Source organism: Rossellomorea vietnamensis NBRC 101237 (genome assembly GCF_001591825.1).
GTDB classification, from domain to species: Bacteria; Bacillota; Bacilli; order Bacillales; family Bacillaceae_B; genus Rossellomorea; species Rossellomorea vietnamensis.
In genome coordinates, this window is the sequence record NZ_BCVQ01000001.1 from 152,705 (window position 1) to 167,587 (window position 14,883).

The window sequence follows — 14,883 nt, forward strand, 5'->3', positions numbered from 1 at the left end:
GGAAATCATTATGAAAGCCGTCACCTATCAAGGGAAAAATACCGTAGCCGTTAAGGAAGTAGAGGACCCTGGTATCCAAGATTCAGAAGATGTCATCGTTAAGATTACGTCCACCGCCATATGTGGATCTGATTTGCATCTTTATAAAGGGGACTTCCCGCTCCCGATCGGGTATGTCATTGGGCATGAACCGATGGGGATCGTGGAGGAGGTCGGGAAAGACGTGACGAAAGTCAAAAAGGGAGACCGGGTGATCATTCCTTTTACCGTGGCATGCGGGTCATGTCCCTATTGTGAGCAGCATTTGGAAAGTCAATGTGATCATTCCAATCCTCATTATGACGCTGGGGGATTGCTTGGGTATTCAGAGAAATTCGGTAATTATCCCGGCGGGCAAGCAGAGTATCTGCGGGTTCCTTATGGGAACTACACCCCGTTTTTAGTCCCTGAGAGGTGTGAATTGGAGGATGAAGAGATTCTCTTATTATCAGATGTACTCCCGACAGCGTATTGGAGTGTAGAACATGCAGGGGTGAAGAAAGGGGATACGGTCATTGTCCTGGGATGTGGTCCGGTGGGCTTGATGGCACAGCAGTTTGCCTGGAAAAAAGGGGCGGAAAGAGTCATCGCAGTGGATTACTTCGATTATCGCCTTCGTCACTCCAAAAGGGTCAACCATACGGAAACATTTGATTTCACCCAGTACGATGATATGGGGGAAACATTGAAAGAGTTGACAAAGGGCGGAGCGGACGTAGTCATTGACTGCGTCGGAATGGACGGGAAGAAATCGCCGCTTGAATTCATGGAGCAGAAATTGAAACTCCAGGGAGGAACCCTCGGGCCGATCCAGATTGCCACGAAAGCCGTAAGGAAGTGCGGAACGGTTCAACTGACCGGGGTATACGGTGGACTCTACAATATGTTCCCACTTGGAGCATTTTTCTCCCGGAATGTTACGTTGAAAATGGGTCAGGCACCGGCAAGAGCCTATATGGCCCCACTTTACGATCAAATCGTCAAAGGGGAAATCGACTCGACTTCCATCATTACGCATAAACTTAAGCTTGAAGATGCAGCAAAAGGGTATCATCTGTTTAACAAGAAAGAAGATGATTGCATTAAGGTGATTTTAAAGCCATAAGGTAGGATTCCTACCTCAGGAAATGCTTCAAATAAACTAAAAAAAGATTCTCAGGTCACTGGAAACAGTCACAACCTGAGAATCTTTCTATTTCAAGGATTACTCACAATGTTCATTTTTGTTCTTATGAAGCGGGGGAGGAATCAGCCATCCCTTTTCTTTATTGAGCTTCAATACTTTTGCTCCCAATTGAGCTTTTTGCATATGAAATTGGCCGAACATCATCGCCACGTCTTCACGGATGCTTTGTCCCATGACCGTGCTGCATGCCACTAAGCCTGAAGCAATGTTAGCCGACATTGCCGCTGCAATGGATGGATCCGGCATCCTTGCACCAGTCGGGATATCATCCAGGCACGCATGTGGAGGCTCAGGTGGAGTGGGAGGAAGTCCGATCCCATTTTCCTTAATAGTTTCTCCACTTGTTTGATTTCTTCCTGACCGCCTTCAATGCTGTCTTTCAGTAATTTCTTCAGATCATTATCACCAGCGTGATTAAGCTGCATTTGATACCCAGCAACAGTGGCTTTAGCCGTCAATAAATAGTTCCACGTACCAAATACTTCACCGTAATGCAATGGCTCTTCTTGTGGATTTCCACTTAAAATACCCATCATCATCCTCCTGATTGTCATATTGGTGTGCCACCTTTCGAAAACGATTGTCCGAGCACAAGGAATAAGTTTCCCAACGGGAGTTGAAAGTATGTAGTGAATTGAAGTATATTTCGATGGGTAGAATGCAAACTATGTACTCTGGCAAGACTTCAATCGGCCCCCTTACCTCCATAGGTGGGAGGCCTTTTTGTTTTTGTGTGAGGTTGAAGCCAAGAAAAAACCAAAGGTCAGTTTACGATATCATGATAACGATCGATCGCAAGCGTCCCATCTTTCTGAATTTCCGCGTAGAATACGTCTTCCATGTCTGTGATGCCTTGTGAGGCAAGTTGTTCCTTCAACCAGTCCTCATCTAGGTGGAGTTCCGTCAGATTATTCAGGACTACTTTTCCATCTTCGATCACTGCAGCCGGTATAGGCACCTGGTGGGTGGAAACGGGACTCTTGAAAGTCTGTTGATCTCCCTTTGTAAGGGGTAGATCTTTCTCCTTTTTCATGACAGAGAGCGTTCCATCTGTTTCAAAGATGGCATAATCCACTTCCTTTATGGAAAAGACGTTTTTCTTTCTCAGCATGACGTTAAGGGCATCCAGATCCAGTCGTACTTTACTGAGTTCCGCGTCCATTATTTCCCCTTTCCGGACGACAACCCGTGGCACCCCCTCCACCGCTTTCCGGAATGCTTTTGATTTAAGGTCAACATAACCCATTACAACCGTGAAAATGGTCCACCCTGCCAAGGCGATCACTCCATTCCTTACACTGATTGTTGAATCAATGGCAAGGGAAGCCCCCAACGTCCCGATGGCGATGGCTGATACAAAGTTGAAAAAGGTCATCTGGGAAATCTCTTTTCTACCCATGATGCGGGTAAGGGTCAGCAACAGGAGGAAGGAAAGGATGAGTCTGAAAGAAAGCTCGATGATGGTCACATTCATGCACCTCTTCTCACATTTTTACACTCCTTTTGTAAGATGTGCAGATAGAGAACAATTTATTAAAAAGGCTTCCAATTTCATTTGCCCGTCATGGGTGAAGATCCATCTGCATAACAATAGAAAGATATTGTCAATTCAGGAGGGAGTACCTTGCATCAGAACTATAAAGTGTATCATCCATACGTCAGTCCCTTTGATCCATGTCCGCCGATCACAAAGAAGGTATATTCGACACCGCCAAATCTCTATATGGGATTTCAGCCTGCAAATCTGGAGCAGTTCACGCCGCGGGAGGCACTGCGGAACGGGACGCTCTGGAAGGCGTTCTACGATCCTTACTACAGCCCTTATGAACTGAATGGGGATGGTGATTCATGATGAAGCAGGTTCCGGCTCATTATTACGAAGTGATGGAGGAGCTACAGACCGTTGATTTCGTCATCGTCGAACTGACACTGTACTTAGATACTCATCCTGATGATTACGAGGCCATCAAACAGTACAACGAATTTGTACGGATGAGGAAAAAAATCAAAAAGAAATTCGAAAAGGAATTCGGTCCCCTGACCGGGTTCGGATACAGCTACTCAAACTATCCGTGGGACTGGAAAGACGCCCCTTGGCCATGGCAGGTCTAATACGGAATAAAGGAGAGGATCGACACTATGTGGGTGTATGAAAAAAAACTTCAATATCCTGTACGGGTCAGTACATGTAATCCGAAGCTGGCGAAATTCCTGATCGAGCAATACGGCGGCGCCGATGGAGAATTGGCGGCAGCCCTGAGATACTTGAATCAGCGTTATACGATCCCAGATAAGGTCATCGGCTTACTGACCGACATCGGGACCGAAGAATTCGCCCATTTGGAAATGATTGCCACCATGGTATATAAACTCATCAAAGATGCCACGCCGCAGCAAATGAAAGACGCGGGACTCGATCCCCACTATGTGAATCATGACGGCGCGATCTTTTACCAAAATGCGGCGGGGGTTCCCTTTACCGCATCGTACATCCAGGCAAAAGGCGACCCGATCGCCGACCTCTATGAAGACATCGCTGCCGAAGAAAAGGCCAGAGCCACGTATCAATGGATCATCAATATGAGCGATGACCCCGATCTGAACGACGGACTGCGTTTCTTACGGGAACGGGAAATCATCCATTCCCAACGCTTCAGGGAAGCGGTGGAGATTTTGAAAGACGAGCGGGATCGGAAGGTGATTTTTTAAATGAGGGAAAATGGTCAGCGGCTGATAGCCCTGATCATTTTTTTCTTTAATTTGCATTAGGTTCTTTAATTGACAGAATTTTCAAATCTGGTATATTGGTAATGATTAGCAGGAATCATTACTGGAGGTACAAGATGAAACAACTCAAACAATCCGGCCTTGAAGCCGTTCTCATTATCATCGGGATCATTCTCGTCAGTGCCACATCCGGCCTGTTCACAACTCAGGCGTTTTCCCTCGTTACTTATGGAAAGGAATTGATGGAGGTATGCAGGGAGCTAGTCGAGCCTCACCATCTGGTTTATACGAACCCGGTCTCGCATATCGAACGTCCGCTATTTCCCATCATCCTGAAAGCTTTCCTGAGCAGTGCACGTATCTTTTTCCTGGCACTCGGGTTGGCGTTAACATGTTCAATCCTGTTGATGATCCTCTATTTTTCCGTGGGGAAAAAGGTCCGGAAAGGAGTGGGAGGTGTCGCATTCTTTATCGCCTCGCTGCCGGATATTTTTGTAATTGGATTTCTTCAACTATCGGTCATCTGGTTCTTCAAACAATCTGGTATTCTGCTCCTCGATATCGCATCACTGGGTGAAAATCAGGTCATCCTGTTCCCGGCGATCACGCTCTCGATCTTGCCGACGTTCTTTTTTCTGGGATCGATGGTGTCTTTTTTGAAGGAAGAAGAGGGGCTTCCTTATGTGGAGCTTGCCAAGGGGAAGGGTCTAGGCCGATTCCGGATCATGTTCATCCATATGATGCGGAATGTGCTCGTCAGTCTGACCTATCACGGCAAGCAGATCATCTGGATGATGCTGTCGAATCTATTAATCTTGGAATATTTATTCAATGTGTTCGGGGTCACGTCGTTTCTCTTTTCCTATAACACACCTGCGATCTTCGCGGTTACGTCGATCATGTTATTCGTTCCACTCTATCTCCTTTTAAAATTCATGCAGTTCGTGATCTCAAGAAAAATAGGAAGGGAGATGAGTCTATGAGAAAGTGGAATCGGCATCACATCACCATCAGCATCTGTTTATTGTTCATCGTCGTGCTCGTCGGGTGGAGTATGATTTTTAATCTGACCGATGCCAAAATTCCGAATACATATATCCTCTATGATGATGAGGCAAATATCATCGGGGATGCCCCTTTCCCTCCTTCAGCCGACTTTCCGTTTGGCACGGACCGGGAAGGAGACCACCTGTTTTACAAAGTATTGGAGGGGGCGCAGTATACCATTGGCGCCGCCATCCTGATTTCCCTTATCAGTTTCATCCTATCCTTTGCCATCGGGGTGCTGGGAGGGTTTACAAAATCCCGGGGGAAGAAGTGGACGCAATCGATGTTCACGTCCTTTTATTTCATCCCGCAATCGATCATCGCCTTCAATATGCTTTACCCCTTGCTATGGGAACCGATGCAAGGGTTCGAAACGAGTTTCACCGAACGGGTCATTTGGCAGTCCATCGCCCTGGCTGTGATCATGGCTCCAACAACGGCAATTCTCTTATCAAACGAAACACGTCAGATTCTCGACAAAGAGTTCGTGACCTGTGCGCGGGTCCTTGGGGGAAGCAAGACTTTCCTGTTCAAGAACCATGTGCTTCCACACTTGAAACCGCGGCTCTTTATCATTTTTCCGAAAATCATGATCCAGGCGCTTCTCATCATCGCCCACCTCGGATTCTTCGACCTATTCTTCGGTGGGACCGATGTGTGCTACGGCCCCATGTGCCCGCCGCCGCAACCCTTCGTCCAGGAATGGGCGAGCATCATGTCCATGAGCTATGTCGAATTGACCAACGCCTGGTGGATCTTTATGATCCCGATGTTCTTCTTCGCCCTGACCATTCTTTCCTTAACAGGGATTGCGCGAGGGCTTGAGGGGTTGTTGGAGGAGGATGAGGTGAAGTCGGGTTCGGTTGAAAAGAAGAAGGATGGGCGCAAGGAGAACGGTCTTTTAATGGAAAGTGATTTTAGATTGGTGGATCGGGAGTTGTGAAATACATCTCTTATAACCTTACTGGATACGGGGGGATAAAATGAAAAGGACGTACTCTCTAATCTTACTAATGTTATGTCTACTCTTGGCCTCTTGTTCTTCTGAGAAGGAGAAAACGTTCGTAGAAGACGAAGCGACTAAGGTAGTAGCATTTGATCCGATACAAGTGAAGGGTCTGAATGCAACCTTGGAGTCTTATAAAATGACGTACATGAGTGAAGGGGAAGAAGCCGTAGCATATGTGACACTACCAGAAAAAGAAGGATCTTATCCGGTTAACCTTAGTTTACACGGCGGTTTTCCGGCGTCAAAAGACTTGTCCCATGTATCAGATATGATGGGGGTAACCTTCGATAAGAATATGGTTCTCTATTCCGCATCCCCTGGCTTGATCAGTCTCGTGCCTTTATACAGGGGATACGGGGAAAGCGCTGGGACCGTTCCCGGATTGAATGGGGCCACTCTTGACACGAGCCATGCCATCGATGCCTTAACCTCGTACCTAGAGAAAAACGAGAAGAGAAAGAGGACGGGGAACGTGTTTGTATCCGGGACATCGCTGGGTGGGGGAGTCGGACTGAAACTGGCCACGATCCGGGATGATATTGCCGATGTTATGGCCATAAGCCCGTATGTCGGTCTGGACCCGGTTTATCCTTGGCTGTTAGAGAACTCGGAGAAGGATATTGGTTTTCTGGATATGTATCAAGATGCATACGGGGACTATGATCCGAAATCGGAGCAAACAAAGGAAGAGTCCATCAATGTTAAAAAAATCAATGTCCCTGTTCTGATTGTACAAGGAGACGCGGATCATCATACCGATTGGCATCCGGTAAAGAACTTTTATGATGAGTTGAAAAAAGAAAATGACAATACAACCTTTGAACTCATTCCAGATGGAAACCACGGCCTCATGAATAAGCAGGAGGAGTTGAATGCGATCACTGCGGCATGGTTTAATGAACAGTTTTGATGATGGCCAGGAAGTGGATGATGGATTAACAATAATCTCCTAACCCGTCACACCCAACTTTCTGCTATATTTATAGTACAATGATGGAAAACGGTTAAGGGTAGGGGAGATGGATCATGACATTGAAAAAGATGAAAAGCATCCTGTTCATGTTGCTCGGGTTCATAGCCCTAGTGTGCGGGGTTGCCGGAACAGTCCTGCCCGTTCTGCCGGGTGGCCCGTTTTACTTGCTGGCGGTTTACTTCTTTTCCAAGAGCTCGAAGCGCGTGGATGCCTGGTTTAAAAACACGTACATCTACAAAAAATACGTGGTTCCCTTTCTAGAAAAAAAGGGAATGACCCTGAAAGAAAAAATCAAAATCAATATGACCGCAGACTTCTTTATTTTGCTTTCCGTCCTGTACGTCGACATTCTCCTTGTCCGGATCATCCTCATCGGACTCGCATTATATAAACATTATTATTTTATCAAGAAGATCAAGACGATCCCTCCTCAGTCATATCAAGTGGAGGAGAGCCAGTGATCTGCGGGCTTAGTCAAAATGAAAAGATATCAATTAAAACGTGATTTCAGGGGAGTCAAAAAAGGCTCTTGTTTCTATCTGGTCGTTGAATCCGAATATATCGGCATCAAGGAATATGTCGTACGAACGCAGGATTTCTCAAGGAGACTGATCATCTCTGAGAGGGAGATGGAGAAGTATTTTAGAAGGATGATATAAAGGGCCCGTCGAATGTGACGAGGCTTTTTTTGTTGTCCAAAAAATTAAGTTGGAGGAGTCTGAGGATGCCTCTATGAAATATATATATTGCGTAACGACATATATATGTTACTATAAACTTAAAAGATGTTGGATGAATATGGAAAACAGGGGTAGAGCTTTCCCGTGTTGAAAAAATTCGACCCAACAGCAGCTGGCAAACCAAATGGGAGTCACCATGCAGACGATCATCCTGATTGAGAAAGGTTCATACAATCTACCATTGAATTTATTTCTGGAAATCTGTTATGCCGTCGGGAAGACGCTGGATGAAGTGTTTGGATAGGTAAGGGGGAGAAGTAAGTTGAAGAAAATTGCAGACGAGCGACTAAAACTACAAAACTTAAAAAATATTAGAGTACTGTTCCTGTTTCAGAACGCAGGCATCATCGGGATTCTTGCCTATGACTTTATCACATCGGGACTGGACGGGATGACGGATAATCCTCTTTGGTTTCTGTTTATCATGACGACTGTGGTTTCAGCTTATTTGTCCATGAGCATCAGTGTGGATCATGAAGAAGAGAGGCAGCCTCCTAAGAAGAGTTTGTTGATGGCCGTAGTGGTCGTGACCATCTTATCCGTTATATTGGGGATCTTCGCCTCTTTACCGGAAGGGTCCGATATGAGAGATGGATTAATCGTTGGAGGGGTTGTTTTTTTATGCGGGTTGATCCCCGCCATCTATGTGTATACCATCAGGGAAAAAAGGAATGACGAATAGGAAGGTCCGTCCCTCATGAGGGACGGACCTTCCTCATAAGGGGTTGATTTATTTTCCAGCATCTGCTAAAGTGTATCTATATTGTATTGCAACATAGTTCTGATCTGAATTTTTTTTAGATAACTATCTTGCTTTGCAATGTAGTTGGGTTGTGTAGAGGGGGAACGAAGGTGTCATCCAGTCAGTTATTGAAGGGGATCCTGGAGGGGTGCCTGCTTTCCATCATTTCAAAAGGTGAAGTGTATGGATATGAAATGATGGAGAAGCTTGCGGCCAATGGATTCAAAATGGTCAAAGAAGGAAGCATTTATCCGTTGCTCCTTCGGATGAAAAAAGAAGGGCTCGTGACAGCCTGTCAGAAAGAAATGCCTTCCGGAGGTCCGAAACGGAAATATTACTATATCACTCCAAAAGGAAAAGAAGAGTTGGAGGATTTTAAACTAAGATGGAGAGAAGTCTCTGAGAGTGTAAATCAATTATTGGAGGAGGAGTAAGCATGTCATTATCGAAAGAGAGCGAAGACTTTCTGGGGAATTTGAGAATCTATCTGATGTCTAGCGGGAAGAACGAACAAGAAGTAGATGAGATCGTGGGGGAACTGGAGGATCATTTGGTTGAAACGGAGAAAAGGGGAAAGAGCGTATCAGAGGTTACCGGTTTGACACCCCGGCAGTACATGAATCAAATTTCCGCAGAGATGCCCATCGATTACAAGAGTATCTTCGAGTATATCGTGATGGTATTAGTGAGCGCTTTCTCTTTTATCGTATTGAGTGACGCCTTAAGCGGGGACCTGACCTATTCGTTATTTGAATTAATCGGTTATCCACTTGTCATGATTGGGTTTTTATTCTGTACCTCAGTGGTGTTTAAATATGTTTCAAGCCATCCGGTGTCAAAAGCAAGAGAATGGACACTATTTTCGATTCTTGGAGGAGTTCCCATCTTATTGTTCATGGGATTGTTATTTCTTGGACAGAACGTCGAGGCACCTACCGTTGTAATGGAAGGAATCGGAAGGCTATTTGCGCTCATTCTTGCCTTCGCGGCCATCATTGCCGTGTCTCTGTGGTCAAAAACGTGGATCATGATCATCCTGGCAATCCTTGTGAATGGACCGCAACTACTCATTCAACAAAGCTCCTTTCCAGAAGAAACGAAACTGATATTGACAGGTCTTTCCCTTCCCGTTTTTGTCGGTGGATACTTTTTGCTTCTTTTCGTCAAAGAAAGGAAGAAAGAAAAACATGCAGGGCCAGTGACATAATGGAAAAGCTTGAAGGACGATCCGTTTGGGGAGCGTCCTTCTTTACATTCTCCAGGAAAGATAGGAGAAAATCCTGTCATAGAGGTATCACAAAAAGGAATTCGCCTCAAGAAGGGAGTATATATAGAAAAGGAACAGAACGTAAAAGGACGTGTTAGCACATGATGAAATGGTCACTGCCCCTCCTAATTGGAGTCATGTCAGTACTTTATTTATTCATCCCATCCGATCCATTACCCGTGAAAGTGATCTTTAAGCTTATCCCCATGTTTCTCATTATCGTCTTCGCCTTCCGGCAGTTATCTTTCAACCCGGCACCGGCACTGCGTTTCATCCTCTTTGGCCTCTTCTTTTGCACGCTTGGAGATGCGTTCATTGCGGTTTCATTTATAGCAGGCCTCGGGGCGTTTCTCGTCGGACATCTTTTCTACTTGTGTGGCTTTATGGCATTATCCCGGATGAACAAGTGGCGACTTGCAGCTGCCCTCCCGATTGCACTGTATTCGTTCATATTCGGACAGCAACTGATTTCAGCACTCCGAACAGATGGGGATACAGATCTCGTCATACCGGTCATTGTCTACATGCTCGTCATTTCCATGATGGCAATATCTGCGATCCTGACCGGAAACAAGTGGGCCATTGCCGGGAGTCTCCTGTTCGTTCTATCTGATTCTATTTTGTCGTGGAATATGTTCGTATCAGAGATCCCTTTTTCAGCCGTCTTCATCATGACCACCTACTACTCTGCGCAGTTCCTGATTGCGTGTAGTCTCTCATCCCTGCAACAACCAAAAGAAACAATTGTGTGATCTGGAATGTTCTGTAATAATAAAAGCGGGCACTGCCCGGTGAAAGCCTGCCCGAGGAGACTCGACAGGTTTTATTTTTGGTTAAAAATGTAAAAAATAAAACTTTTATCATTTGAGTTACGTCTAATGAATGATACATACAAAGCAGGTGAATTTTCTAAAATGGAAGAGCGGACAAAATCCGAGAAAGACCGGTTGCTTGAGGAAGCCATGACCCAGTACGGAAATGATGTCTATTATGTGGTTTATTCCTATGTGAAAGAACATAGCCTGGCCGAGGATCTGACACAGGAGGTCTTCATCAAGTTTTATCAAAAGATGGATACCTTCAGGGAAGATTCCTCCCTGAAGACATGGATCATCTCTGTTGCCATCAACCATTGCAAGGATTATTTAAGGAGATGGGATACGAGGATGATCAGTATCTCCAATAAGATCAACGACATGGTGAAAGGAAAGATGGGGGCACCGGAACAGACCGTGATCAAAAATGAGCAGAATTCAGAGTTAATACAAAAAGTTTTGGGCCTGCCCGTTAAATACCGGGAAGTCATTTTCCTCTATTATTTTGAGGAAATGAAGCTTGCCGAAATCGGTGCGAGTCTCGACATCAACACGAATACAGTGAAGACCCGGCTGACAAGAGGCAAGGCTCTGCTCGGTTCCACGATTGAACGAAGTGAGGTGTATAGGAATGGATGAATTGAAATCATTGCGCGGGTTGATGAAAGAAGAGACCTTCAAGGGACGTGGTTTTACCAATAAGATGAGAGAGAATATCTTGAATGAAGTCCATTCGAATCAGCCCAAATCGTTTTCTTTCCATAAAAAACCGATCCTGGCGCCTATCCTGTCTATGCTATTTTTCGCCGCCTGCCTTTCGATCTTTGTTTACTTCGGCGGAACCCAGCTTGGGATCATTGGGAACAATGCGAGTGCTCCGTTATATGAAGCAAGTGATCGGCCGGAATCCCTTGGGAAAGAGTTCAAGTTCATCACCAAAGTGCCTTTCAACGTGAAAAATGTCAGCACGGAAGCGAAGGAAGGTCCATACGGAAACGCACAATTCGTCACTCTCATGGGTCCGGAAAAGCAGACGATCACGATGTCATTTCAACTTCTTGAGCCTGGTTTAGATCTGACTTTATCTGAAGAACCGGTGAAGGTCGGTACTTCTAAAGGAAGCTATTCTGAAACAGAGGGCCCTTTAAAGATAAGTAGGCTGACATGGATGGAAGGCGAGGCGATATATGAAATGAAATACATGCCCGCAAGGTCCGGTATCACTCTCACGAAACAAGACATGATACAGATGGCGGAGTCTTTCCGTTAAGGAAAAAGGATGATGGCTGCCTGCGCCATCATCCTTTTACTGTTAGTCACCGTAGACCACTTTCACGATTTTTCCGCTGCTGTCATATGTGACCCTTTTCCACTGACTGCCGCCATTCGCGCTTATATATAAGACAACTGTATAACTGCCCGATGTAGTCCGGGAGGCTACTTTCCAAGTGACGCCACCTTGGCCACCGCCGTCTTCAATGACTTTCGTTCCGTCATTCATCATAGATCAACTCCTTTTGTTAGTGATTACCATTAATACATGACTATTATACTGTAAATCTTCTTGTTGCCTCTTCTTTTTATACAGGGATGGGATGAGGAAATCGCCGGTATAGATCTGGATAGCTATCGAAATCGACTCGCGATATTAATATTTTAATAAAAGTGTAGAGAGGATAGGTGAAATAAAGGATATTCGATAAGTTGGCATGAATATCGATAATCCCGCACGATAAACCGAATTCTTGCACGATAAATCTGAATCCGGCATGATTATGCAGAATCTCGCCTGAAAGTGAGTGAATTCCGCATGATTCAGGGGGGATTGTTTAAAACCTGTTTGTTTGAAATAATTGGTAGTGTGATACACGATTGGTTTTCCAAAACGGAATTGCAAAAAGGAAAGATTGTTAGAAAGATTGACTCATTATAGGAGGAATGCCCCGATGTACACTCCCTTTATCCTTTGCATATGCCTGGGACTATTAATTGTATACACAGGTTACTTGATCTGGGTGAAGAAAAAGCTCAACCTCATTGCCGGGTACCAGGAGGATGTCTTTAAAGGTGATAAAGAAAAGCTGGCGAAAATATTCGGTCTCTATACAATAGTGGTCGGCATTATGACAATGATCCTTCCTTTTGCCCTTGAATATGTCGGTCTCTATACGGGAACGGTGTTTGGGATTGTGATAGGAGTGGGTGCCGTCGCCCTCAGTGTGTATGTGATGGGGAATCAGATGAGATCATGAGGGGAAATTCCAATCCGACCCAGAAAACAAAAGAAAAGGAAGTGAATCTTCTTGAGCACCGATCAATCCTCCGAACAGGCCAAATGGATTGCGAAATACGGAAGTCTGGTTATTGCCTTCTGCAATTTGATAACGTGCATAACAAGCTGGGGAGAGAATTGGATTCTTACTGTTCTTTTAGGAATGGGCGTATTGGTTTGTGGAACGATAGGTATTTTTGACCTTAAGCGCCATATGAAAGGATAGTTGTTCCCTGGATTACCAGGGTTAATGATTAGTGAGACAGTAGAATCTGTTTCTTCCTACCACTACGTTTGGTACATAAATGATTGAAAAAGGAAGTTAAAAACATGATTAAAAATAAAAATTATCTCATCGCTTCGGGCATAATCCTGATTCTTTGTATGTCATTCTATTTCCCGTTTCCGAATGCCCCAATGGTTTACAAGCGGATGGCGTTCATGTCTTTTCCTATCCAAGATCAAGATGGATACAATGTGCTGGCAATCATCGGTTCTTTCCTATTTATCTTTGCAATCGTTTTACTTGTAAAAGGTCTTTCCAACTATCACATCCGCACTGTGGTGATCGTTGCAATTGTTTATTCTTTATTACCATTTGGACTTATAAAGGTTTATCAGGAAACCGTAGCGGATGGAATTAATGCCATTTCGTACAATGGGAAGGGTACCTGTGACTTTGAGAAGATAGAGGAAGAAGAATTTACAGGGGAATGTAACTTGCTTATCTCCAATCATAGCGGGGAGCCAGTGACCTTTGACATTGAATTCCTGGATACGTTCTTTCCAGGATCCGAGACGAGATTCACCTCTCTCATGAATGAAAACGGTCCCTACACCGTCACCATTGAGGCGAATCGTAAAAAATCAGTCAGTCTGAAGGAGGTTCTTGACTTATCGGATATTCCCAATCATGTAGATGGAGGCAGCTCGACGGAGGTCCATTTTAAAATCGAAGATGGGGGCAAAGAAAGGATTATGTAGTGAGCATTGGTTTTAATGTACTATAAAGGGTACCATTTGGAGGGAGAAACATTGACACTGATTGTATTGATCATGGGATTAATCGTGTACTTTATCGGAAGCACGAAGAAGAATCTCACCATTAAAGGAATGGGCATTGGCTTTATTCTTGCACTATGCTTTTTAAAGATTCCTAACTTCATTGAAGGATTTATTCAAGGAGTAACGAAGGGTTTCATGGGTTGAACATAAAACAGAAAGATCGACAGTACAGCATCTTAAGGAGAGTAGCAGCATGGAAACACACCTCTTGGAATGGTTCAACACATTAGGCATCTATGCCATCGCATTAAGTATTTTACTAAACATCATCATTAGTGTTCTAGGTGTCCTACCGAGCGTCGTGATCACGGCTGCGAATATTACTTTTTTCGGATTTGAAAAAGGATTGGCTGTTTCAATCGCAGGAGAAGCGCTGGGAGCAATCGTCAGTTTTTATTTATATCGCAAGGGTATCAAGAAATTATTTCAACATAAGGAGATAAACAACGGGTTGTTGACACGATTACAGAATTCGAAGGGGGTTGAAGCTTTTTGCCTGATCATTGCCCTCAGGATCTTTCCTTTTATTCCATCGGGTCTGGTAACATTGGCTGCTGCCATCAGTAAAGTCGGGATCATTAACTATTCTATAGCGAGCACGATTGGAAAAATGCCGGCTCTCGTCATTGAAGCCTATTCGATTCAGCAGGTGCTGGTGTGGAACTGGAAAGGGAAACTCATTTTGAGTGTGTTTTTACTTTTCATCATTTGGCTTGTGTTGAGCAGGAAGAACTCAGCAAAGGAGTGAACAGATTGAAAATCACCAAACGAAGTCTGATATGACTCATTCTAAATGTATTTTGTTACCTCATGTGTGTAAGGGTGGCCCTTTTTATCACAATCTATTTTTAAGGGAGGCAAGAAATCCATCGTCCGGGAATGATTCTTCTTTTGATCGTCACCATGAACGACAGTTATACCATTTGGAAATGGATGAAAGAAGGAAGGCTGTAGGTGTAACGGTACAAGGCTTCGATCGGCCACTTGAGACCGATTAGGTA

22 protein-coding genes and 1 pseudogene are annotated in these 14,883 nt (G+C 44.6%); 20 read left to right on the top strand and 3 right to left on the bottom strand.

Annotated elements, in window-relative coordinates; translation table 11 throughout:
- Positions 1-10 precede the first annotated feature (10 nt).
- Complete coding sequence (locus BVI01S_RS00765) at positions 11-1,144, top strand: zinc-dependent alcohol dehydrogenase (RefSeq protein ID WP_061808849.1); 1,134 nt, start codon at positions 11-13, stop codon at positions 1,142-1,144.
- A gap of 99 nt (positions 1,145-1,243) precedes the next feature.
- On the opposite strand, the pseudogene BVI01S_RS00770 reads toward BVI01S_RS00765, so the two are convergent.
- Positions 1,244-1,758, bottom strand: a pseudogene (locus BVI01S_RS00770) (DUF3231 family protein).
- A 230-nt stretch (positions 1,759-1,988) separates the two neighbouring features.
- A complete protein-coding gene (locus tag BVI01S_RS00775) occupies positions 1,989-2,699 on the bottom strand; it encodes a YetF domain-containing protein (protein ID WP_369690867.1) in 711 nt (236 codons plus the stop codon).
- Positions 2,700-2,849: 150 nt separating this feature from the next.
- Here BVI01S_RS00775 and BVI01S_RS00780 point away from each other — a divergent pair, with 150 nt between their 5' ends.
- The 15 genes from BVI01S_RS00780 (at position 2,850) to BVI01S_RS00845 (ending at position 11,815) form a co-directional block, all read left to right on the top strand.
- Positions 2,850-3,077 carry a spore coat associated protein CotJA gene (locus BVI01S_RS00780; protein ID WP_034762019.1) on the top strand — a complete coding sequence of 76 codons (228 nt, stop codon included), beginning with the start codon at positions 2,850-2,852 and terminating at the stop codon, positions 3,075-3,077.
- Complete coding sequence (locus tag BVI01S_RS00785) at positions 3,077-3,337, top strand: spore coat protein CotJB (protein WP_034762756.1); 261 nt, start codon at positions 3,077-3,079, stop codon at positions 3,335-3,337. The genes BVI01S_RS00780 and BVI01S_RS00785 overlap by 1 nt, the downstream gene beginning before the upstream one ends.
- Before the next feature lie 27 nt (positions 3,338-3,364).
- Positions 3,365-3,934 (top strand): manganese catalase family protein, encoded by a 570-nt coding sequence (locus tag BVI01S_RS00790; protein ID WP_034762021.1) that lies wholly within the window; start codon positions 3,365-3,367, stop codon positions 3,932-3,934.
- A 134-nt stretch (positions 3,935-4,068) separates the two neighbouring features.
- On the top strand, positions 4,069-4,935 hold the full coding sequence (locus BVI01S_RS00795; protein ID WP_061808850.1) for an ABC transporter permease subunit: 867 nt from the start codon (positions 4,069-4,071) through the stop codon (positions 4,933-4,935).
- Complete coding sequence (locus tag BVI01S_RS00800) at positions 4,932-5,942, top strand: ABC transporter permease (RefSeq protein WP_034762024.1); 1,011 nt, start codon at positions 4,932-4,934, stop codon at positions 5,940-5,942. Before BVI01S_RS00795 ends, BVI01S_RS00800 begins: the two co-directional genes overlap by 4 nt.
- Positions 5,943-5,982: 40 nt before the next feature.
- Positions 5,983-6,918, top strand: a complete 936-nt coding sequence (locus tag BVI01S_RS00805; RefSeq protein ID WP_034762026.1) for an alpha/beta hydrolase family protein — start codon at positions 5,983-5,985, stop codon at positions 6,916-6,918.
- 116 nt (positions 6,919-7,034) lie between these two features.
- Complete coding sequence (locus tag BVI01S_RS00810) at positions 7,035-7,442, top strand: YbaN family protein (protein ID WP_231479997.1); 408 nt, start codon at positions 7,035-7,037, stop codon at positions 7,440-7,442.
- A gap of 18 nt (positions 7,443-7,460) precedes the next feature.
- Positions 7,461-7,640 (top strand): hypothetical protein, encoded by a 180-nt coding sequence (locus tag BVI01S_RS00815; protein ID WP_034762029.1) that lies wholly within the window; start codon positions 7,461-7,463, stop codon positions 7,638-7,640.
- 193 nt (positions 7,641-7,833) lie between these two features.
- Positions 7,834-7,965, top strand: coding sequence for a helix-turn-helix transcriptional regulator (locus BVI01S_RS22375; RefSeq protein ID WP_244886821.1), 132 nt, complete (start codon positions 7,834-7,836; stop codon positions 7,963-7,965).
- 18 nt (positions 7,966-7,983) lie between these two features.
- Positions 7,984-8,403, top strand: coding sequence for a hypothetical protein (locus BVI01S_RS00820; protein WP_034762032.1), 420 nt, complete (start codon positions 7,984-7,986; stop codon positions 8,401-8,403).
- A 170-nt stretch (positions 8,404-8,573) separates the two neighbouring features.
- Entirely contained in the window at positions 8,574-8,897 is a 324-nt protein-coding gene (locus BVI01S_RS00825) for a PadR family transcriptional regulator (RefSeq protein WP_034762035.1), read from the top strand.
- A 2-nt stretch (positions 8,898-8,899) separates the two neighbouring features.
- A complete protein-coding gene (locus tag BVI01S_RS00830; RefSeq protein WP_051758394.1) occupies positions 8,900-9,670 on the top strand; it encodes a DUF1129 family protein in 771 nt (256 codons plus the stop codon).
- A gap of 161 nt (positions 9,671-9,831) precedes the next feature.
- Positions 9,832-10,482 carry a lysoplasmalogenase gene (locus tag BVI01S_RS00835; protein ID WP_034762038.1) on the top strand — a complete coding sequence of 217 codons (651 nt, stop codon included), beginning with the start codon at positions 9,832-9,834 and terminating at the stop codon, positions 10,480-10,482.
- A gap of 162 nt (positions 10,483-10,644) precedes the next feature.
- Entirely contained in the window at positions 10,645-11,184 is a 540-nt protein-coding gene (locus BVI01S_RS00840) for a sigma-70 family RNA polymerase sigma factor (protein WP_034762762.1), read from the top strand.
- Positions 11,177-11,815 carry a hypothetical protein gene (locus tag BVI01S_RS00845; protein WP_034762040.1) on the top strand — a complete coding sequence of 213 codons (639 nt, stop codon included), beginning with the start codon at positions 11,177-11,179 and terminating at the stop codon, positions 11,813-11,815. Before BVI01S_RS00840 ends, BVI01S_RS00845 begins: the two co-directional genes overlap by 8 nt.
- Before the next feature lie 42 nt (positions 11,816-11,857).
- On the opposite strand, the gene BVI01S_RS00850 is transcribed toward BVI01S_RS00845, so the two are convergent.
- Positions 11,858-12,049, bottom strand: a complete 192-nt coding sequence (locus BVI01S_RS00850) for a hypothetical protein (protein WP_034762042.1) — start codon at positions 12,047-12,049, stop codon at positions 11,858-11,860.
- 442 nt (positions 12,050-12,491) lie between these two features.
- Between BVI01S_RS00850 and BVI01S_RS00855 the strand changes: the two genes are divergently transcribed.
- The 4 genes from BVI01S_RS00855 (at position 12,492) to BVI01S_RS00875 (ending at position 14,630) form a co-directional block, all read left to right on the top strand.
- Positions 12,492-12,797 (top strand): DUF3784 domain-containing protein, encoded by a 306-nt coding sequence (locus BVI01S_RS00855; RefSeq protein ID WP_034762044.1) that lies wholly within the window; start codon positions 12,492-12,494, stop codon positions 12,795-12,797.
- Positions 12,798-13,147: 350 nt separating this feature from the next.
- Positions 13,148-13,801, top strand: a complete 654-nt coding sequence (locus BVI01S_RS00865; protein ID WP_034762050.1) for a hypothetical protein — start codon at positions 13,148-13,150, stop codon at positions 13,799-13,801.
- Positions 13,802-13,852: 51 nt separating this feature from the next.
- Complete coding sequence (locus BVI01S_RS00870; RefSeq protein WP_156030101.1) at positions 13,853-14,026, top strand: hypothetical protein; 174 nt, start codon at positions 13,853-13,855, stop codon at positions 14,024-14,026.
- 49 nt (positions 14,027-14,075) lie between these two features.
- Complete coding sequence (locus BVI01S_RS00875) at positions 14,076-14,630, top strand: TVP38/TMEM64 family protein (RefSeq protein ID WP_034762055.1); 555 nt, start codon at positions 14,076-14,078, stop codon at positions 14,628-14,630.
- Positions 14,631-14,883: the final 253 nt, after the last annotated feature.